Origin of the sequence: Bradyrhizobium sp. 147 (assembly GCF_023073935.1) — a bacterium.
Lineage (GTDB): Bacteria > Pseudomonadota > Alphaproteobacteria > Rhizobiales > Xanthobacteraceae > Bradyrhizobium.
In genome coordinates, this window is record NZ_JADPKL010000096.1 from 100,118 (window position 1) to 118,978 (window position 18,861).

At 64.1% G+C, this 18,861-nt stretch carries 18 protein-coding genes; 6 read left to right on the plus strand and 12 right to left on the minus strand.

Going from position 1 to position 18,861, the window contains the following annotated elements:
• Positions 1-27 precede the first annotated feature (27 nt).
• From IVA87_RS24180 to coxB, 5 genes are all read right to left on the minus strand, one after another.
• Entirely contained in the window at positions 28-672 is a 645-nt protein-coding gene (locus IVA87_RS24180; protein ID WP_247307881.1) for a cytochrome c oxidase assembly protein, read from the minus strand.
• Positions 673-677: 5 nt separating this feature from the next.
• Positions 678-842, minus strand: coding sequence for a hypothetical protein (locus tag IVA87_RS24185; protein WP_018644977.1), 165 nt, complete (start codon positions 840-842; stop codon positions 678-680).
• A gap of 7 nt (positions 843-849) precedes the next feature.
• Positions 850-1,794 (minus strand): heme o synthase, encoded by a 945-nt coding sequence (locus IVA87_RS24190; RefSeq protein WP_247335307.1) that lies wholly within the window; start codon positions 1,792-1,794, stop codon positions 850-852.
• Positions 1,795-1,855: 61 nt separating this feature from the next.
• Positions 1,856-3,472, minus strand: a complete 1,617-nt coding sequence (ctaD, locus tag IVA87_RS24195) for a cytochrome c oxidase subunit I (RefSeq protein WP_247281764.1) — start codon at positions 3,470-3,472, stop codon at positions 1,856-1,858.
• Positions 3,473-3,559: 87 nt separating this feature from the next.
• A complete protein-coding gene (coxB, locus tag IVA87_RS24200) occupies positions 3,560-4,399 on the minus strand; it encodes a cytochrome c oxidase subunit II (RefSeq protein ID WP_247307877.1) in 840 nt (279 codons plus the stop codon).
• Positions 4,400-4,847: 448 nt separating this feature from the next.
• Here coxB and IVA87_RS24205 point away from each other — a divergent pair, with 448 nt between their 5' ends.
• From IVA87_RS24205 to IVA87_RS24220, 4 genes are all read left to right on the plus strand, one after another.
• Complete coding sequence (locus tag IVA87_RS24205; protein WP_247307875.1) at positions 4,848-5,381, plus strand: invasion associated locus B family protein; 534 nt, start codon at positions 4,848-4,850, stop codon at positions 5,379-5,381.
• Positions 5,382-5,493: 112 nt separating this feature from the next.
• On the plus strand, positions 5,494-6,921 hold the full coding sequence (gene tldD, locus IVA87_RS24210; protein WP_247307874.1) for a metalloprotease TldD: 1,428 nt from the start codon (positions 5,494-5,496) through the stop codon (positions 6,919-6,921).
• Positions 6,918-7,697, plus strand: coding sequence for a signal peptidase I (gene lepB / locus IVA87_RS24215; protein WP_247307873.1), 780 nt, complete (start codon positions 6,918-6,920; stop codon positions 7,695-7,697). The genes tldD and lepB overlap by 4 nt, the downstream gene beginning before the upstream one ends.
• A 117-nt stretch (positions 7,698-7,814) precedes the next feature.
• Positions 7,815-8,384: a nucleotidyltransferase family protein gene (locus IVA87_RS24220; RefSeq protein WP_247307872.1), complete on the plus strand. Its 570-nt coding sequence runs from the start codon at positions 7,815-7,817 to the stop codon at positions 8,382-8,384.
• A gap of 27 nt (positions 8,385-8,411) precedes the next feature.
• Here IVA87_RS24220 and IVA87_RS24225 read toward each other — a convergent pair whose 3' ends face one another.
• The 3 genes from IVA87_RS24225 to IVA87_RS24235 all read right to left on the minus strand — a co-directional run bounded on the left by IVA87_RS24225 (position 8,412) and on the right by IVA87_RS24235 (position 11,055).
• On the minus strand, positions 8,412-8,978 hold the full coding sequence (locus IVA87_RS24225) for a PAN domain-containing protein (RefSeq protein WP_247282045.1): 567 nt from the start codon (positions 8,976-8,978) through the stop codon (positions 8,412-8,414).
• A 110-nt stretch (positions 8,979-9,088) separates the two neighbouring features.
• Complete coding sequence (locus IVA87_RS24230) at positions 9,089-10,459, minus strand: glutamate--cysteine ligase (protein WP_247281770.1); 1,371 nt, start codon at positions 10,457-10,459, stop codon at positions 9,089-9,091.
• A 98-nt stretch (positions 10,460-10,557) separates the two neighbouring features.
• On the minus strand, positions 10,558-11,055 hold the full coding sequence (locus IVA87_RS24235; RefSeq protein ID WP_247307871.1) for a MarR family winged helix-turn-helix transcriptional regulator: 498 nt from the start codon (positions 11,053-11,055) through the stop codon (positions 10,558-10,560).
• Positions 11,056-11,181: 126 nt separating this feature from the next.
• On the opposite strand from IVA87_RS24235, the gene gstA reads away from it, so the two are divergent.
• The gene (gene gstA / locus IVA87_RS24240) at positions 11,182-11,796 is read left to right on the plus strand and encodes a glutathione transferase GstA (protein ID WP_247307870.1); all 615 of its coding nucleotides are present in this window, start codon (positions 11,182-11,184) and stop codon (positions 11,794-11,796) included.
• Positions 11,797-11,924: 128 nt separating this feature from the next.
• On the opposite strand, the gene IVA87_RS24245 is transcribed toward gstA, so the two are convergent.
• The 4 genes from IVA87_RS24245 to IVA87_RS24260 all read right to left on the minus strand — a co-directional run bounded on the left by IVA87_RS24245 (position 11,925) and on the right by IVA87_RS24260 (position 17,844).
• Positions 11,925-14,138, minus strand: coding sequence for an FAD-dependent oxidoreductase (locus IVA87_RS24245; protein ID WP_247307867.1), 2,214 nt, complete (start codon positions 14,136-14,138; stop codon positions 11,925-11,927).
• A 157-nt stretch (positions 14,139-14,295) separates the two neighbouring features.
• Complete coding sequence (locus tag IVA87_RS24250; RefSeq protein ID WP_247307865.1) at positions 14,296-15,504, minus strand: acetyl-CoA C-acetyltransferase; 1,209 nt, start codon at positions 15,502-15,504, stop codon at positions 14,296-14,298.
• Positions 15,505-15,556: 52 nt separating this feature from the next.
• Positions 15,557-17,347, minus strand: a complete 1,791-nt coding sequence (locus IVA87_RS24255; RefSeq protein ID WP_247307864.1) for an acyl-CoA dehydrogenase C-terminal domain-containing protein — start codon at positions 17,345-17,347, stop codon at positions 15,557-15,559.
• Positions 17,348-17,460: 113 nt separating this feature from the next.
• Positions 17,461-17,844: a nuclear transport factor 2 family protein gene (locus tag IVA87_RS24260; RefSeq protein ID WP_247307861.1), complete on the minus strand. Its 384-nt coding sequence runs from the start codon at positions 17,842-17,844 to the stop codon at positions 17,461-17,463.
• Between the two features lie 198 nt (positions 17,845-18,042).
• On the opposite strand from IVA87_RS24260, the gene IVA87_RS24265 reads away from it, so the two are divergent.
• Positions 18,043-18,630, plus strand: coding sequence for a PadR family transcriptional regulator (locus IVA87_RS24265; RefSeq protein WP_247335310.1), 588 nt, complete (start codon positions 18,043-18,045; stop codon positions 18,628-18,630).
• Positions 18,631-18,861 lie beyond the last annotated feature (231 nt).

Here is an 18,861-nt window from a genome sequence, read left to right on the forward strand (position 1 = left end):
CCAATCCCCCGAGCGTGCGCCCGGCGATCAGAGATTTCCCTTGCGTTTGTCGTCGTCACCCGATGCCAGCGGCTTCACCACGGGATCCTTCACCGGATAGAACGTGTAGGACAGCGTGATCGTGTTCAGCCCGTCGTTCTCGCGATCCTCGGCAATCGACGGATCGACATAGAACACGACCGGCATCTCCCGCTTCTCGCCGGGCGCCATGGTCTGCTCGGTGAAGCAGAAGCAGTTGATCTTCTGGAAATATGACCCAACCGTCAGCGGCGCGACGTTATAGGCGGCTTGGCCCGCGGTGGTGCGCGCGGCCTGGTTCGTCACGGTGTAGTAGACCGTCGTCACCTGACCGATATTGACCTCGATCTCGCTCTGCTCGGGCTCGAACTTCCAGGGCAGGCCCGGCGCGACGTTGGAATCGAACCGCACCGAGATCTTTCGGGCGATCGGGCCGGTGGCCGGTGCGGAGGTCGCGACCTGGGTCGTGCCGTTGAAGCCGGTGGCGCGGCAGAACCAGTTGTAGAACGGCACCGCCGCGTAGGATGCCCCCACCATCAGCGCCACTACGCCGCCGCAGATCGAGGCGACCAGCGCGTCGCGGCCAAGACCACCGATGCGGCCCTTGCCCGCCGTCCGGCTCTGATCCTGCGATATGGTCGGCTCGTGATCCATGTTTCCTACATCGGCCGCACTAGAACCGCCGGCCCCTTGACCATGGTGACGGCGAAGAACAGCACCACGAGCACGCCGAGCGCCAAAGCAATGGCAATGGAGCGCTGACGACGGCTCTTCTTCTGCGCCTCGGTGAGGACGATTCCATCTGGCTCCGGTTTGTCGGCCATCCCCGCCTCATGCGCCCCATGCCATCGGAGCAAGCGCCCGGAATACAACCTGGGCCAGCAGGGTGGCGAACAGCGCAAACAGATAAAGGATGGAGAATGCAAACAGCTTGCGGGTGGCACGCAGCGACTGGCTGCGCTCGCGACGCATGTAGACGTTGATGGCGAGCACCAGCATGCCGGCGCCGAGGATCAGCGAAACGATGCCGTAGACGGCGTCGAAATAGCCGAGCGCCCAGGGTGCGGCGGCGACCGCGATCAGCACGATCGTGTAGAGCAGGATCTGGAGCCGCGTCGCATCGGGACCGGCGACGTTGGGTAGCATCGGAATGCCGGCGCGCGCATAATCGTCGGAGCGGAACAACGCCAGCGCCCAGAAGTGCGGCGGCGTCCAGAAGAAGATGATGGCGAACAGCAGCAGTGGCTCGACGTCGACCGTGCCCGTCACGGCGGCCCAGGCCACCACCGGAGGCAGCGCGCCGGCAGCGCCGCCGATCACGATGTTCTGCGCGGTCCAACGCTTCAGACCCATCGTATAGATCACGACGTAGAAGAAGATGGTGAAGGCGAGCAGCGCGCCCGCGATCCAGTTGACGAGGATGCCGAGCGTCATCACCGAGAAGAAGGCGAGCGTCATGCCGAACGCCATCGCTTCGGGGCGGGTGACGCGGCCGCGCGGGATTGGCCGGTTCGCCGTGCGCGACATCTTGGCGTCGATGTCGCCCTCGAGCGCCATGTTGAGCGCGCCGGAGGCGCCGGCACCGACGGCGATGCAGAGTAGCGAGGTGATCGCCAGCACGGGATGGAAATGCCCGGGTGCCATCGCCATCCCGACCAGCGCGGTGAAGATCACCAGCGACATCACGCGCGGCTTGAGCAGCGCGATGTAATCGCCGACCTCCGCTTCGGAGATGCGAGGATTGATGTCGACGGCATTGTGGTCGAGGACGGACACTTAATTCAGCTCGCTTCCTGAAAGAGCCGCGGCGCCCGTCACGGGCGCCGCGGGCGATGGCTTACTGCACGCGAGGCAGCACTTCGAACTGGTGGAATGGCGGCGGCGAGGGCAGCGTCCACTCCAGCGTGGTTGCGCCCGCACCCCAGGGATTGTTACCGGCAGGCACCTTCTTCATGTAGGCGTCGAGGACGCAGTAGAGGAAGATCAGCACGCCGAACCCGGAGATGTAGGAGCCGAGGGACGAGATCAGGTTCCAGCCCGCGAACGCGTCGGGATAGTCGACGTAGCGGCGCGGCATCCCCGACAGGCCGAGGAAGTGCTGCGGGAAGAACACCAGGTTGACGCCGATGAAGGTCACCCAGAAGTGCAGCTTGGCCAGCCACTCATTGTACATGTAACCCGACATTTTCGGGAACCAGTAGTACCAGCCCGCAAAGATCGCGAACACGGCGCCGAGCGACAGCACGTAGTGGAAGTGCGCGACGACGTAATAGGTCTCCTGGAGCACGCGGTCGACGCCCGCGTTCGCCAGCACGACGCCGGTGACGCCACCAACCGTGAACAGGAAGATGAAGCCTACCGCCCAGATCATCGGCGCGCGGAATTCGATCGAGCCGCCCCACATCGTGGCGATCCAGGAGAAGATCTTCACGCCGGTCGGAACCGCAATGACCATGGTGGCGGCGACGAAATAGGCCTGCGTCGCCGAGGACATGCCCACCGTGTACATGTGGTGCGCCCACACCACGAAGCCGATGCCGCCGATCGCGACCATGGCGTAGGCCATGCCGAGATAGCCGAACACGGGCTTGCGCGAGAAGGTCGAGACGATCTGGCTGATCATACCGAAGCCGGGCAGGATCAGGATGTACACCTCGGGGTGACCGAAGAACCAGAACAGGTGCTGGAACAGCACGGGATCGCCGCCGCCCTCGGGCGCGAAGAACGTCGTGTGGAAATTGCGGTCGGTGAGCAGCATGGTGATCGCACCGGCGAGCACCGGCAGCGATAACAGCAGCAGGAACACTGTCACCAGGATCGACCACACGAACAGTGGCATCTTGTGCAGAGTCATGCCCGGTGCGCGCATGTTGAAGATCGTGGTGATGAAATTGATGGCGCCGAGAATCGACGAGGCGCCCGCCAGATGCAGCGACAGGATCGCGAAGTCGACGGCGGGGCCGGGGTGACCGGAGCTCGACAGCGGCGCATACATGGTCCAGCCGGCGCCGACGCCGTTGGCACCCGGCTCGCCCTCGACGAAGGTCGACATCAGCAGCAGCGCGAAGGAGGCCGGCAGCAGCCAGAACGAGATGTTGTTCATGCGCGGGAACGCCATGTCGGGCGCGCCGATCATCAGCGGCACGAACCAATTGCCGAACCCGCCGATCATCGCGGGCATGACCATGAAGAAGATCATGATCAGGCCGTGAGAGGTCACGAACACATTATAGGTGTGCGTCTCGTGAAAGATCTGCACACCCGGATACATCAGCTCGGCCCGGATCGCGATCGACATCGCGGCGCCGATGACGCCGGCGACGACCGCGAAAATCAGGTACATCGTGCCGATGTCCTTGTGGTTGGTCGAATAGACGTAGCGCCGCCATCCGGTCGGATGGGCGTGCTCGTCATGATGCGCGTGATCGCTATGTGCCGCTGCGCTCGTTGCCATATTCAAATCCTGCCTTGCGTCCCATTCGGACCGTATGCGGTCCCGCCCTTCATATCGCTTTCAGTCCCTCGAGCTTCCGCCCGGCGCTTACTGCGTCGGGCCGGCCGCGGAGGCGTAGGTGCTGGTGCCGCCGCTCGCGAATTTCTTCTTTGCCGTCTCGACCCAGGAGGCGAACTCCTGGTCGTCGACCACGCGGATCGCGATCGGCATGAAGGCGTGATCCTTGCCGCACAGCTCCGAGCACTGGCCGTAGAACATGCCGGTCTTGGCCGCCTTGAACCAGGTCTCGTTCAGCCGGCCTGGAATGGCGTCGATCTTGACGCCGAAAGCCGGCAGCGCGAAGGCGTGGATGACGTCCGCGCCGGTGACCTGGACCCGAACCACCTTGTTGACGGGCACTACCATCTCGTTGTCTACGCCGAGCAGGCGGGGCTGCTTGTCCTGGGCCATCAACGAGTCGAACTCGAACTTGCCGTTATCAGGATAGGCATACGACCAATACCACTGCTTGCCGGTCGCCTTGATCGTCAGATCCGCCTTCGGCACGTCGAGCTCGAGGAACAGCAGCCGGAACGACGGCACCGAGATGCCGACCAGGATCAGCACCGGAACGAGCGTCCAGGCCACCTCGATCAGCGTGTTGTGGGTGGTCCGCGACGGCACCGGGTTGGCCCTCGCATTGAACTTGACGACCACCACCACGAGCAGCGCCAGGACGAACAGCGTGATCAGGGTGATCAGCACGAACAGGAAGTTGTGGAACCAGACGATGTTGTCCATCACCGGCGAGCCGGATTGCTGGAGCGTCCACTCCCACGGCGCCGGTTGCCCGAGCTCGGCGAATGCCACACCGCCCGTCGCCAGCGTCAGACCCGCCACGGCCAATCCCAGCAACTGCCGGCCCATCCGGCCCATCGACATCCTCATGCCGTTCGCGCTCCCCTTACGAAATCACCCCACGTGCATTTCCCTATTTCCGGGAAACGCTTATTCCATCCGCCCGTCTGACAAACCGCCGCGCAAGAATACCTCTAAGAGGAATTGGGGCCAGATCGCTAGAACGCCGAAATCAAGCCTCTCAAACCATAATTCTTGATCTATCGCAATGCAGTCTTGGGCCTCATTTGCCAGGCATCACCCGCAAGATATTTCCTAGTAACATCAGACAAAATTACCGTTTCCCGGTATGCTGCGGCTTGACAGCGAGATTGCCCGCGGTAGGCACTGACAGACGGCCGCGCAGGAACCTGATTCGTGCGGGCGATGGTGGCGCGCGGCGGCGCGATATTTGCTTGGGAATTGCCTTCAAGACGCCGTCATTCCCGTATCAGTCCGCCAGGTGCGAGCGAACCAGGCGAGCAGAGGGACCGACCCGATGGGGCTTTCGAGAAGCATGGCAAGGCAGGCTGGCGGGCCCACGATGCTGGCCGCCCTGCTGGCGGCGGTCGCCGTCCTCGCGCTGCCCGGCCTGGCCCATGCGCAGGGCGCGGTGCGCTCCGTCCATGGCGATTGGCAGATCCGCTGTGACACCCCGCCCGGCGCCCAGACCGAGCAATGCGCCCTGATCCAGAGCGTGGTGGCGGAAGACCGCTCCAATGCCGGACTGACCGTGATCGTGCTCAAGACCGCCGACCAGAAGAGCCGGCTGATGCGGGTGGTCGCCCCGCTCGGCGTGCTCTTGCCCTCGGGCCTCGGCCTCAAGCTCGACAACCAGGACGTCGGCCGCGCCGGTTTTGTCAGATGTCTGCCCAATGGCTGCGTGGCCGAGGTGGTGATGGACGACAAGCTGCTGGGTCAGCTCCGCGGCGCCAAGACCGCCACCTTCATCATCTTCGAGACCCCGGAAGAGGGCATCGGCTTCCCGCTCAGCCTGAATGGGCTGGGTGAGGGATATGACAAGCTGCCGTAAGGTGTGAGATCGAGGGCGATCCTATTGTTTCCGTAATGTGAGGCTTCGTGCCCTCGCGGAACCGTTCCGAAAACATTATCTTGCCCCACACCTCCCGATAATGGACGGACGCATGACCAACCCTGCCACAACCTCCCTGCTCGACCGCGCCAATCTCGACCGCGACCAGGTTCGCAACGAGGTTGCGCGCGGGCTGGCCGGTGCCGACGACGGCGAATTGTTCCTGGAATACAGCCAGACCGAAGCGCTGATGTTCGACAATGGGCGGCTGAAGCAGGCGACCTATGACACCTCGCAAGGCTTTGGCCTGCGCGCCGTCAAGGACGACGCGGTCGGCTATGCGCATTCCTCCGACGTGTCGCTGCCGGCGCTGATTCGCGCCGCAGATGCGGTCGCGGCCGTGCGCGGCGGCTATTCCGGCAGTTTTGCGGCTCCGCCCCCGCACACCAATGTGCGGCTCTATGGCGACGACAATCCGCTGGATGCGCCGGGCTTCGAGACCAAGGTCAAGCTGCTCGCCGAGATCGATGCCTACTTGCGCGACAAGGATCCGCGGGTGCGGCAGGTCAGCGTCAGCCTGGGCGCGACCTGGCAGGTGGTCGAGATCCTGCGCCCTGATGGCGAGAGCTATCGCGACGTCCGCCCGCTCGTGCGCGTCAACATCTCCGTCGTCGCCGGCCAGGGCGACCGCCAGGAGAGCGGCAGCAAGGGTTATGGCGGCCGCGCCGGCTATGGCGAATTCATCGAGAGCAGGTCCTGGCGGGAAGCCGCCGACGGCGCGCTGCGCGAGGCGCTGGTCAATCTGGAATCGATTCCGGCTCCCGCCGGCGAGATGGATGTGGTGCTGGGCGCCGGCTGGCCCGGCGTGATGCTGCATGAAGCGGTTGGCCACGGCCTTGAGGGCGACTTCAACCGCAAGAAGACCTCGGCCTTTGCCGGCCTGATGGGCCAGCAGGTCGCGGCCAAGGGCGTCACCGTGGTCGACGACGGCACCATCGCCTCGCGCCGCGGCTCGCTCTCCATCGACGACGAGGGCACGCCGACCAATCGCACCGTGCTGATCGAGGACGGCATCCTGGTCGGCTACATGCAGGACCGCCAGAACGCGCGCCTGATGAACATGAAGCCGACCGGCAACGGCCGCCGCCAGGGCTACGCCCATGTGCCGATGCCGCGCATGACCAACACCTACATGCTCGCGGGCGACCGCGATCCCGCCGAGATCCTCTCCTCCGTGAAGAACGGCGTGTTCGCCGCGAATTTCGGCGGTGGCCAGGTCGACATCACCTCGGGCAAATACGTGTTCCAGTGCACCGAGGCCTATAAGATCGAAAACGGCAGGCTGGGGGCGCCCCTGAAGGGCGCCATGCTGATCGGCAACGGGCCGACCGACTTGCACCGCATCCGCATGATCGGCAACGACCTCGCGCTCGACACCGGCATCGGCACGTGCGGCAAGAACGGCCAGGGCGTGCCTGTCGGCGTCGGCCAGCCGTCGCTTCTGATGGAACGCATCACGGTAGGTGGGACGGGCGCATGAGCGTTGAAGAAAAGGTCACTGTCACCACCAAGCGGAAGAGCAGTGGCTGGGGCGGACAGCTGATGCAGCTCGCCGGCATCGTCGCCGCCGTGTTCATTGCCAAGGGCGCGCTCGCCGAACCGTTCTACGTGCCGTCGGGCTCGATGGAGCCGACGCTGCTGATCGGCGATGCGCTGCTCGCCTCGAAATTCCCCTATGGCTACGGCACCTCGTCGCTACCGATTCAGATCAACCTGCCGGAGACTGGCCGCGTGTTCGCGGAGACGCCGAAACTCGGCGACGTCGTCGTGTTCCGCTGGCCAGGTGATCGCTCGCAGGCCTGGGTCAAACGCGTCGTCGGCTTGCCTGGCAACCGCATCCAGATGCGGCAGGGCCAGCTCTTCATCAACGACCGTCCCGCCGAGCTGAAGCCCGATGGCGTTGGCGCTGCCGAGGACGACAAGGGCGGCAGCGAGCCAGCCTACCGCTATGTCGAGACGTTGCCGAACGGCGTGTCGCACCTGATCTTCAAGATGCGCGACAACGGCCCGCTCGACAACACGCCGGAGGTGACGGTGCCAGCAGGCCATCTCTTCGTGCTCGGCGACAACCGTGACAATTCCGCCGACAGCCGCGTACCTTTGCGCTCCGGCGGCGTCGGCCTGTTGCCGATCGACAATCTGGTCGGCCGCGCGGACGCGGTGCTCGGCTCCTGGGATCTCGGCATCCGCGGCCAGCCGGTGTGGACCTGGCTCTCCGGCTTCAGGCTCGCACGGTTCTTCACCGCCGTGCATTGAGTAGAGTGTAGATCGGAGAGTGGGCAAAGTGCCCACCACTTCTATCGTAAGTGATGGTGGGCACGACGCGCGAAGGAGCGCGCGCCTTTGCCCACCTTACGATTCCTACGGTTTGCCATGAGCAAAGACGAATTCCTCGCTCTCGCTCTGCAAAACCCTGTCAACGCCGCGATCGTCGATGAGCTCGGCCGACTCGCGCTGCCGGATGCGTGGCTGGTCGCAGGCTGCCTGGTGCAATCGGTGTGGAACGCGCTCACGAGCCGCCCGATCGATCACGGTATCGCCGATTACGACGTGTTCCATTTCGATTCCGATACCTCCTGGGAGGCGGAGGATGCGGTGATCCGCACGCTGCATGCGCGGCTCGCGCATCTCGCCGCCAAGGTCGCGATTCGTAACCAGGCGCGCGTGCATCTGTGGTACCCCGACAAGCACGGTCTGCCCTATCCACCGCTGACATGCTCGACCGACGGCATCGACCGCTTCCTGACGCAGAACACGCAAATCGGAGGGAGACGCGCGGGCGACGGTTTCGATGTCTATGCGCCGCACGGGTTCGACGACGTCGCGAGGCTGATCGTACGGCCCAATCGGGCGCTGAGTTTTTCCGCCGCCAATTACGAGGCAAAATCCGCGCGATGGAAGGCGCTGTGGCCGGAGCTTACCGTGATTGCAGCGGGCGCGTAACCTTCTCGTGTCCCGGACAAGACAGGCCTATCTCACAACGCCCGACGTGAACCCAGCCTTCCGCCGCGGCGGCTTGATTTCCTTCTTCAGGAAACAGCGCGCCTCGCGCCCGGTGTAGCCGGGACGGGCATAGGTGAAGGCGCGGCATTTGTTGTCGGCGGTGCAGGCGGCCTTGCAGGTCTCCTCGCCCTCGCCGACCTTGAGCTCGAAATTGCGCAGGTCGCCGCCCGGGCGATCGATCGACGTTTCCACACCCTCGATGCGCGGCTCGATCACGCCGGCGCCGCGCACCCCGGAGATGCAGCAATTGCCCGGCACCCGCGTCGGCACCGTGTTCTTGAGCCAGCACACCGCCGAGCCGCCTTCGACGTCGGGATAGTTGAAGCTCCAGGAGCGGCAACGGCGGTCACGCTCGCACAGCAGCGCGCAATCCTCAGGGTCGCCTGAGGTGACCGGCGTGTTGAAATAGTCGCCGCCTGGGCGGTCGAACGCCGTCTGCGCCGGCGCCGGCGCGCTCGCAAACAGGAGCGAGAGCAGCGCGACGCAAGCCAGGACGCGGGCCATGACGACCCCAGGCAGGCGGCCCTTTCCCATCGGAACAGCTTTCGAGTTATTGACGATGCACAGGTTTTTCCAGCCGATCATTTGATCGCCGCAAACCTGTACGGGCGATGAACGGCTCAATTGCCTGCTATTAGCCTGGTCTAGAAAGCGTATTCCGCGTAGGCAGGTTCCACCGAGCCCTTCCAGGGACCATTAAACTTGTCCAGCATCTCCTCAGCCGGCGTCCGGCCGAACTCGATGATGCGATCGAGCGGCTCCAAATGCCTCGTCTCATCGCGGCCGAGTTGGTCGAGCCGGCCACGCCGGCGCAGGCCGGCGTGTGCCAGAACCAGGCACTCCTTGGCGACCTCGAAGAGATAGCGATCCCTGATCCGCGACTTGAAGCCGAAGCGCGGCACGTCGTCGCGCAAGGCCTGACGTTCAGGCGCGCTCCAGTGCTTCACGATTTCCCAAGCGGCGTCGAGCGAGACATCGTCGTAGAGCAGCCCGACCCAGAACGCCGGCAGCGCCGGCAACCGGCCCCACGGACCACCGTCGGAGCCGCGCATCTCGAGATAGCGCTTGAGCCGGACTTCCGGGAAGATCGTCGAGAGGTGATTGGCCCAGTCCGACAGCGTCGGTCGCTCGCCGGGGAGATTGTTGTTGCGGCCGTCGAAGAAGGCGCGGAACGAGGAGCCCGATACGTCGATGTACTGCTCGCCGCGCTTGACGAAATACATGGGCACGTCGAGCGCGTAGTCGACATAGCGCTCGAAGCCCATGCCGTCCTCGAACGCCCACGGCATCATGCCCGAACGCGCGTTGTCGGTGTCGCGCCAGATCTCGGAGCGGAAGGAGAGAAAGCCGTTCGGCTTGCCTTCGGTAAACGGCGAATTGGCGAACAGCGCGGTCGCGACCGGCTGGAGCGCGAGCGAGACGCGCAGCTTCTTGACCATGTCGGCTTCCGAGGAGAAGTCGAGATTGGTCTGCACGGTGCAAGTCCGGTACATCATGTCGAGGCCATATTGACCGACCTTCGGCATGTAATTGGTCATGATCTTGTAGCGGCCCTTGGGCATCACCGGGATGTCCGCGCGCGACCAGGACGGCGTCATGCCGAGCCCGAGAAAGCCGATGCCGAGCGGGGTTGCGATCTCGCGCACTTGCGCCAGATGCGCCATCAGCTCGCTCTGGGTCTGGTGCACGTTCTCGACCGGCGCGCCGGAGAGCTCGAACTGTCCGCCGGGCTCGAGCGAGATGGCACCGCCGCCAGTGACGTCGTAGAGGCCGATGATATTGCCCTGTTCCATGATCGGCTCCCAGCCGAGCAGGAGCTTCATGCCCTCGAGCAGCGCGCCGATGCCCCGCGCCCCCTCATAAGGCACCGGTCGGTGGCCTTCGAGCGTGAACGGCGTCTTCTCGTGCTCGGTCCCCATGCGGAATTCGGACGGATCCTTGCAGCCGGCCTCGAACCACGCAACGAGCTCGTCGCGCGATTGCAGTGGCGTCATGTCGATCTGGTCTCGCGCCATATCAAACTCTAATCAAAAAGCGCTTCGACCGAACGCGCGGGTGACGGGGAGCGTCCGCGAACCCGCCGGGCGCGCGGACGTGCTGGTTTGCCGCGCGATCATCGCGACGGTGTGCTTTCGTTGGCGTTGGCGACGGGCGGCAGTTTCATCTCGCCGCACGAGCAGCCCAGGCGATCGAGCAGACCGCTGAGCTTGACGGCGTCGGCATCCGATAGTTTCGAACCGACATATTTCTCGATTGCGGCCGAATAGGCGCCCCACATCCGCTTCTGCAACTCGCGGCCGGCTTCCGTGATCTCGACGAACTGGCCGCGCTTGTCGATCTTGCATTCGCGCCGCAAGGCGAGACCTTCGTCGACCAGGCGGTCGATCAGCCGCGAGGTCGAGTATTGCGGGATCAACATCTGACGTTCAAGCTCCACCGGCCGCAACTCGCCAGAGGGGGCGCGGGACAGTTCGAGCAGCGCGTCATACCAGGCGAGCGGCGGGAACCCGGCCTTTTTCAGATCCTGCTCGACGCAATCGAGCACGCGGCTCTGCACCCGCATCAGGCGGATCCAGGCCGAAGTTGCCTCGGTTGATGGTTTGCGCTTCATGGTCCCGCTCAAGCTCGTCGCCCGCTCTTTACCTCATTCGATGCACCTGCATCAATCTTGACTATTTCATGCAAGCGCATGTAGTCGTTCTTTCGCTCGAACCAAGCATCATGAGGAGGAAATTCCATGAAACTGTATTATTCGCCCGGCGCCTGCTCCCTGTCCCCCCACATCGCGCTCCTGGAAGCCGGCCTGCCCTATGAGCTGGTCAAGGTCGATATCCGGGCCAAGAAGCTCGAAAATGGTGAGGATTATCTGAAGCTGAACCCCAAGGGCCAGGTGCCTGCGCTAGGCCTGGACAGCGGTGAGATCGTGACCGAAGGCCCGGTGATTGTCCAGATGATCGCCGATCAGGCATCAAGCAAGGCGCTGGTCCCCGCCCGCGACAGTTCCGAGCGCTACAAGCTGCTCGAATGGCTCAACTTCCTCACCTCGGAGGTGCACAAGAGCTTTGGCCCCCTGTTCGCCCCGGCGCTGAACGAGGAGGCCAAGGCCTTCTTCAAGGACCGCGTCATGGGCAAGCTGAAATATATCGACAGCCAGCTTGCCGGCCGCGACTACCTCATGGGCAGGCAGTTCACGGTCGCCGACGGCTACCTGTTCACGATGCTGACCTGGGCCGACCGCATGAAGTTCGACCTCTCGGCGATGCCTAACCTGACCGCCTATAAGGCCCGCGTCGCGGCGCGCCCGCAGGTGCAGGAGGCACTGAGGAAGGAAGGATTGGTCCAGGCGAAGTGATTGTTCGTCATTCCGGGGCGCCGCGACGCGGCGACCCCGGAATCTCGCAGTTGTTGCATGACCGCGCGACGCCAATCGAGATTCCGGATCAGTCCGCGTTGCGGACTGCCCGGACTGACGACTTTGTATCAGGCCGCCGCCTTCTTCGGCGCGAAGCGGCCGTAGAAGGTCTCGCCGTTTGCGGCCATCTCCTCGAGCAATTTCGGCGGCGTGAAGCGTGAGCCGTATTTGGCCTCCAGCTTGTGGCAGAGTTCGACGAACTTCTTCGTACCCATGAAATCGATGTAGGACAGCGTACCGCCGGTGAACGGCGCGAAGCCGAAGCCGAGGATCGAGCCGACATCGGCCTCGCGCGGATCGGTGATGACGTGATCTTCCACCGTGCGCGCGGCTTCCACTGCCTGCACCACCAGGAAGCGCTGCTTCAGCTCTTCGGCGTCGAGCGTGTCAGGGTCAAGCTGCTTCGGCTGCAAGGCCGAGAGACCCGGCCACAGGCTCTTCTGGCCTTTGCCCTTCTCGGGATAGTCGTAGAAGCCCTTGCTGTTCTTGCGGCCAAGCCGGCCCTGCTTCTCGACCATCTCGACCATCAGCTTCTTCTGCTCGGGATTGATGGCGTTGGGGCCGAGATCGGCTTCCGTCGCCTTCATGATCTTGAGACCGAGGTCGAGCGCGACTTCATCCGACAGCGAGAGCGGGCCGACCGGCATGCCGGCCATCTTGGCGCAGTTCTCGATCATCGCCGGCGGCACGCCTTCCAGGAACATCTCGTTGCCCTCGGCGACGTAGCGGCCGACGCAGCGGTTGGCGAAGAAGCCGCGGCTGTCGTTGACGACGATCGGCGTCTTGCCGATTTGCCGGACGTAATCCAGCGCGGTGGCAAGCGCGACATCGCCGGTGTTCTTGCCCAGGATGATCTCGACCAGCATCATCTTCTCGACCGGGGAGAAGAAGTGGATGCCGACGAACTTGCCCTGGTCGTTGAAGCTCTCGGCCAGCGAGGTGATCGGCAGCGTCGAGGTGTTGGACGCGAAGATCACGTCAGACTTCAGGTACTCCTGCGCCCTGGCAAAGGTCTCCGCCTTGACCTTGCGGTCCTCGAACACAGCCTCGATGACGAGGTCGACGTCCTTCAGCGCGGCGTAGTCCGCCGTCGCGGTGATGCGGGCGAGCAGCGCCTCGGCATCGCCAGGCTTCGCGCGGCCCTTCTTGATCTGCTCCTCGATCACCTTCTGCGCATGCGCCTTGCCCTTGTCGGCGCTCTCCTGGTCGCGATCGATCAGGACGACATCGAGACCGGCACGAGCCGAGACGTAGCCGACGCTCGCGCCCATGAAGCCGGCGCCGATCACGGCAATCTTCTTCACCTTGGTCGGCGGCACGTGCTTCGGACGGCGCGCGCCCTTATTGAGCTCCTGCATCGACAGGAACAGGCTGCGGATCATCGCGGCCGCCTCCTTCGAGCGCAGCACCGAGGTGAAATAGCGCGATTCGACGCGCAAGGCGGCGTCGATCGGCAGCTGCAGGCCCTCATAGACGCAGCTCATGATCGCGCGCGCGGCCGGATAATTGTCGTAGGTCTCGCGGCGATAGATTGCGTTGCCGGCCGGGAACATCATCATGCCGGCCTTTGAGAACACCGGGCCGCCGGGCAGCTTGAAACCTTTCTCGTCCCAGGGTGCGACCGCCTTGCCACCGCCCTTGATCCAGTCCTTGGCCGCCTTGATGAGGTCGGCAGCGGGAACCATGGCATGGATCAGGTTCAGCGCCTTCGCCTTCTCGATCGTGACAGGATCACCCTTGAGCAGGATCGTCATCGCGTCCTGCGGCGGCACCAGACGCGGTACGCGCTGCGTGCCGCCAGCGCCGGGGAACAGGCCGACCTTGACCTCGGGAAGACCGAGACGAGTCTTGGGATTGTCGGCGGCAACGCGATAGTGGCAGCACAGCGTGATCTCGAAACCGCCACCGAGCGCGAGGCCGTTGATCGCCGCCGCCCACGGCTTGCCGGAGGTCTCGATCGAACGCAGGACCTGCGAGAAGCGCCGGCTCTGCTCGAACAGCATCTGGTTCGCCGCGGTCTCGCCCTGCTCCTTCAAGACCTTCGCATAGGCCTGGTTCATGCCTTCGAGCATCGAGAGATCTGCGCCGGCGCAAAACGCTTCTTTCGCTGAGGTGATGACGACGCCCTTCACCGCGGCATCAGCCGTGGTCGCCTTGACGATCGCGTCGAGCTCATTGGTCGAGGTCTCGTCGAGCACGTTCATCGAACGGGCCGGGATGTCCCAGGTGACGAGCACGATGCCGTCTGCGTCGGTCTCAACCTTGAAGTTCTTGTACGACATATTGGTTGCTCCTCGGTGCCGGCTGCCGATCTCAGGCGCTGGCGGTTGACTTGAGATCTCGTAGGGTGGGCCAAGGCGCTCTTGCGCCGGGCCCACCATCATTTTCGAAGACCGCAGTCGTGGGCACGCTTCGCTTTGCCCACCCTACAGCAGCGCGTTACACGCGCTCGATGACGGTTGCGGTGCCCATGCCGCCGCCGATGCACAGCGTCACCAGCGCAGTGGACTTGTTGGTGCGCTCGAGCTCGTCGAGCACGGTGCCGAGGATCATCGCACCGGTGGCGCCAAGCGGATGGCCGAGCGCGATCGCACCGCCATTGACGTTGATCTTGGCACTGTCGATGTCGAAGGCCTGGATGTAGCGCAGCACGACGGAGGCGAAGGCCTCGTTCAGCTCGAACAGGTCGATGTCGGACTTCCTCATGCCGGAGCGCGCGAACAGTTTCTCGGTAACGTCGACCGGACCGGTCAGCATCATCGCCGGCTCGGAGCCGATATTGGTGAAGGCACGGATCTTGGCACGCGGCTTCAGGCCGTATTTCGCGCCTGCCTCCTTGCTGCCGAGCAGCACGGCGCCGGCGCCATCGACGATGCCCGAGGAGTTGCCGGCGTGATGCACGTAGTTGATGCGCTCGATCTCCGGATGCGACTGCACCGCGACGCCGTCGAAGCCGCCCATCTGCGCCACCATCGTGAACGACGGCTGCAACTGGGCCAGCGACTGCATCGTCGTCGAGGGCCGCATGTGCTCGTCCTTGGCGAGGATGGTGAGGCCATTGATGTCCTTCACCGGCACCACCGACTTATCGAAGCGGCCCTCGTCCCACGCCTTGGCCGCGCGCTGCTGGCTTTGCACCGCGTAGGCATCGACGTCGTCGCGCGAGAAACCATATTTGGTGGCGATCAAATCGGCCGAGACCCCCTGCGGCATGAAATAGGCCGGCACCGCGATTGAGGGATCCATCGGCCAGGCGCCACCGGAGGCGCCGATGCCAACGCGGCTCATGGATTCAGCGCCGCCGCCGATCACCAGCTCATGCTGGCCGCTCATCACCTGGGCGGCGGCGAAGTTCACGGCGTCGAGACCTGAGGCACAGAAGCGGCTGATCTGCACGCCGGGCACGGCTTGGCCGAGACCAGCCTTCAGCGCTGCGAAGCGCGCGATGTCGCTGCCCGCTTCGCCTACGGGATCGACCACGCCGAGCACGACGTCATCGACCGAGTCCTCGGGCAGGTTGTTGCGGTCCTTCAGCGCCTTCAGTGGCACGGTCGCGAGCGCCAGCGCCGTGACTTCGTGCAGCGCGCCGTCCGCCTTGCCGCGGCCGCGCGGGGTGCGAACGTGGTCGTAGATGAATGCCTCAGGCATGACGCCCTCCTGATGTGATGTTCAACGATTGGGAGCAGGCGGCGGAAGCAGGTCAGAACGCTTCCGCCGGCAGTTCCATGATGGTGGCGCAGCCGGCCTGGATGCGCGCGAGATTGGCCGCGGTCTCCGGCAACATCCGCTCCATGAAGAAGCGGCCGGTGACGAGCTTGGTTGAGAGATAGGGCGTGGCCCCGCTCTCGGCAATCTTCCCTAGCGTCACCTTCGCCATCTTCGCCCACATGTAGCCGAGCGCGACGAAGCCGAAGAGATGCAGGTAATCGGTTGCGGCGGCGCCGGCATTGTCCGGCTTCGCCATCGCGTTCTGCATCAGCCAGGTGGTGGCCTGCTGGAGATGGCCGAGTGAGGTCGAGAGCGGGGCGATGAACGGTTTTAGCGCCTCGTCGCCGCCGTTCTCTTTCGCGAAAGCCATGACCTCGCCGAAGAAGGCCATAATGGCGCGGCCGCCATCCCGCGGCAGCTTGCGGCCGACGAGGTCGAGCGCCTGGATGCCGTTGGCGCCTTCATAAATCATCGCGATGCGGGCATCGCGCACGAACTGCTCCATGCCCTGCTCGGCGATGTAGCCGTGGCCGCCATACATCTGCTGCGCCTGCACCGCATTGGCAAAGCCGTAATCGGTAAGGAAGCCCTTCAGCACCGGCGTCATCAGGCCCATGTGGTCGTCGGCGGCCTGGCGATCCCTGGGATCCTCCGAGCGATGCGCGACGTCGCTCTTCAGCGCGGTCCAGATCACGAAGGCGCGCGCGGCTTCGTTGAAGGCGCGGATCGAGAGCAGCGTGCGGCGCACGTCGGGATGAACGATGATCGGATCGGCCGGCTTGTCCGGCGCCTTGGCGCCTGTCAGCGCGCGGCCCTGGATGCGCTCGCGGGCATAAGCAACCGCGTTTTGATAGGCGACCTCGGATTGCGCGAGGCCCTGCACGGCGACGCCGAGGCGAGCCTCGTTCATCATCACGAACATGCCCTGCATGCCCTTGTTCTCTTCGCCGATGAGCCAGCCGGTGGCGTTGTCGTAGTTCATCACGCAGGTGGAATTGCCGTGGATGCCCATCTTGTGCTCGATCGAGCCGCAGACGACGCCATTGCGCTGCCCGACCGAACCATCGGCGTTCACCAGGAATTTCGGCACCACGAACAGCGATACGCCCTTGATGCCGGCGGGCGCGCCCTCGATGCGGGCGAGCACGAGGTGGATGATGTTGGAGGCGAGGTCATGCTCGCCGGCCGAGATGAAAATCTTGGTGCCTGATATCTTGAAGCTGCCGTCGGCCTGGCGCACCGCCTTGGTGCGGAGCATGCCGAGATCGGTGCCGCAATGCGGCTCGGTCAGGTTCATGGTGCCGGTCCATTCGCCGGCGACCATCTTCGGCACGTAGGTCTGCTTCTGCTCGGGCGTGCCGTGCACCAGCAATGCCGCGGTCGCGCCCATGGTGAGGCCGCCATACATCGAGAACGCCATGTTGGCGGAGATCTGGAATTCATTGACCGCCTGGGAGAGCGTCACCGGCAACCCCTGCCCGCCATATTCGGTCGGCGCCGACAGACCAAGCCAGCCGCCCTCGGCGACCTGCTTGAACGCCTCCTTGAACCCCTTCGGCGTGGTGACGCTGCCGTCATCGGCACGCTTGCAGCCTTCGAGATCGCCGATACGGTTGAGCGGCTGGAGCACCTCTTCAGCGAGCTTGGCGGCCTCGCCGAGGATCGCCTCGCGCACGTCGCTCGACGCATCCGAGAAGCCCGGCAGATTGTCGTAGCGATCGATCTGGAAGACGTCGTTGAGCAGGAAGTTCACATCGTCGACGGGGGCTTTATAGATCGGCATGGCGTTCTCCCGGCACGGGCCTCGAATTGGTTGGGCCTTGAGGTGGTGGATTTCTCGTGAAGTCCCTGCGGCGCAGTGGCGAGCTTAGCGGCTTCCGCAACGTCAGGGCAGTGTCATGATTGGGCGGCCAACTGCTCCGCCATCAGGCGGTGCAGCATGTTGATCGCCTTGAGCGGACGCACCATCACCTTGAAATGGGTAATGCGTCCGTCGCTGTCGAAACTGATGATGTCGACACCGTTGATCTCGATACCGTCGATGACGTTCTTGAATTCGAGCACGGCTCCAGTGTCGCTGCGCCATTCACCGACATAGGTGAAGCCCGGGCCGCCGAGCACCTTCTCGGCGCTGGAGAGGTATTTGAAGGTGATGTCGCGCCCGCGCTGCGGCGAATGCACGACGGGGCTTTCGAACACGGCATCCGGGTGCAGAAGGTCCCAGAGCGCGGCGCGGTCGTGAGACTTCATGTAGGCGTACCAGGAATCGAGACCGGTCATTCTCAGGTGCCTCCCTAAGGGCAAGGGCAAAAAGTGCGAAAACAACCCCATGCACAGTAGCGAGGAGGTTGATTCCGCTGGATTTTCCGTCGGGGTCTTTGGCCCCGTGCGCAAGCTGCCTCATATGCACATTGACGCATATGCGCCGATGCGCATAAAGTCAAGTAAGTCGGTCAAATTCGCGAAGGGAGGCCGGTCATGGCATTGGGCGACGCAATCCTCGCTTGCCTGACGGAACGTCCGATGACGGGCTACGAGCTCGCCAAGACGTTCGATTCATCGATCGGCTTCTTCTGGAAGGCCGACCACCAGCAGATCTACCGCGAACTTTCCAAGCTGCGCGACCGCGGCTACATCCAAGGCCGCGAGGTCGTGCAGTCAGGCAAGCCCAATAAGCTGATCTATACCCTTACTCCCGAGGGCCGAACAGCACTGCGGCACTGGGCCGCGCGGCCCAGCACGCCGCCCTCGATCAAGGACGACCTCCTGGTGCGGCTGCATGCGCTCGACAGCATCGACATCGAGCCCATGCGCACTGATCTGATGGCCCGCCTGGAGCATCACCGCGACCGCCACGCCAATTACGAGCGCATCCTGAAGAAGCGTTTTCCGGAGGGAACGGCGGAAGGCCGGCTCGACCTCGGCAATCTGCTCCTGCTTCAGCTCGGCGCCCGGCACGAGCGGATGGTGGCCGACTTCTGCGAGGAGGCGCTTGAGGCGCTCTCGGCGATGAGCGGCAAGACCAGTGTGGTGCCACTGGAGGAGGGGAAGCGGGAGAAGGGCTGAGACGCATAGGCAGTGCCGGTCACCTCTCCCGCTTGCGGGAGAGGTCGGCGCGTAGCGCCGGGTGAGGGCTTTCTCTTCTTGGGGAGTCTTCGTTGTTGAAGCACCCTCTCCCCAGCCCTCCCCCGCAAGCGGGCAGGGCTATCGCATATGGCGAAGCATACTGAGGAGGAAGGCATCATCCCAGCCCGCGCGCTTGATTTTGCGTCGAATCGAGGCGGTGTCGGGATGAGA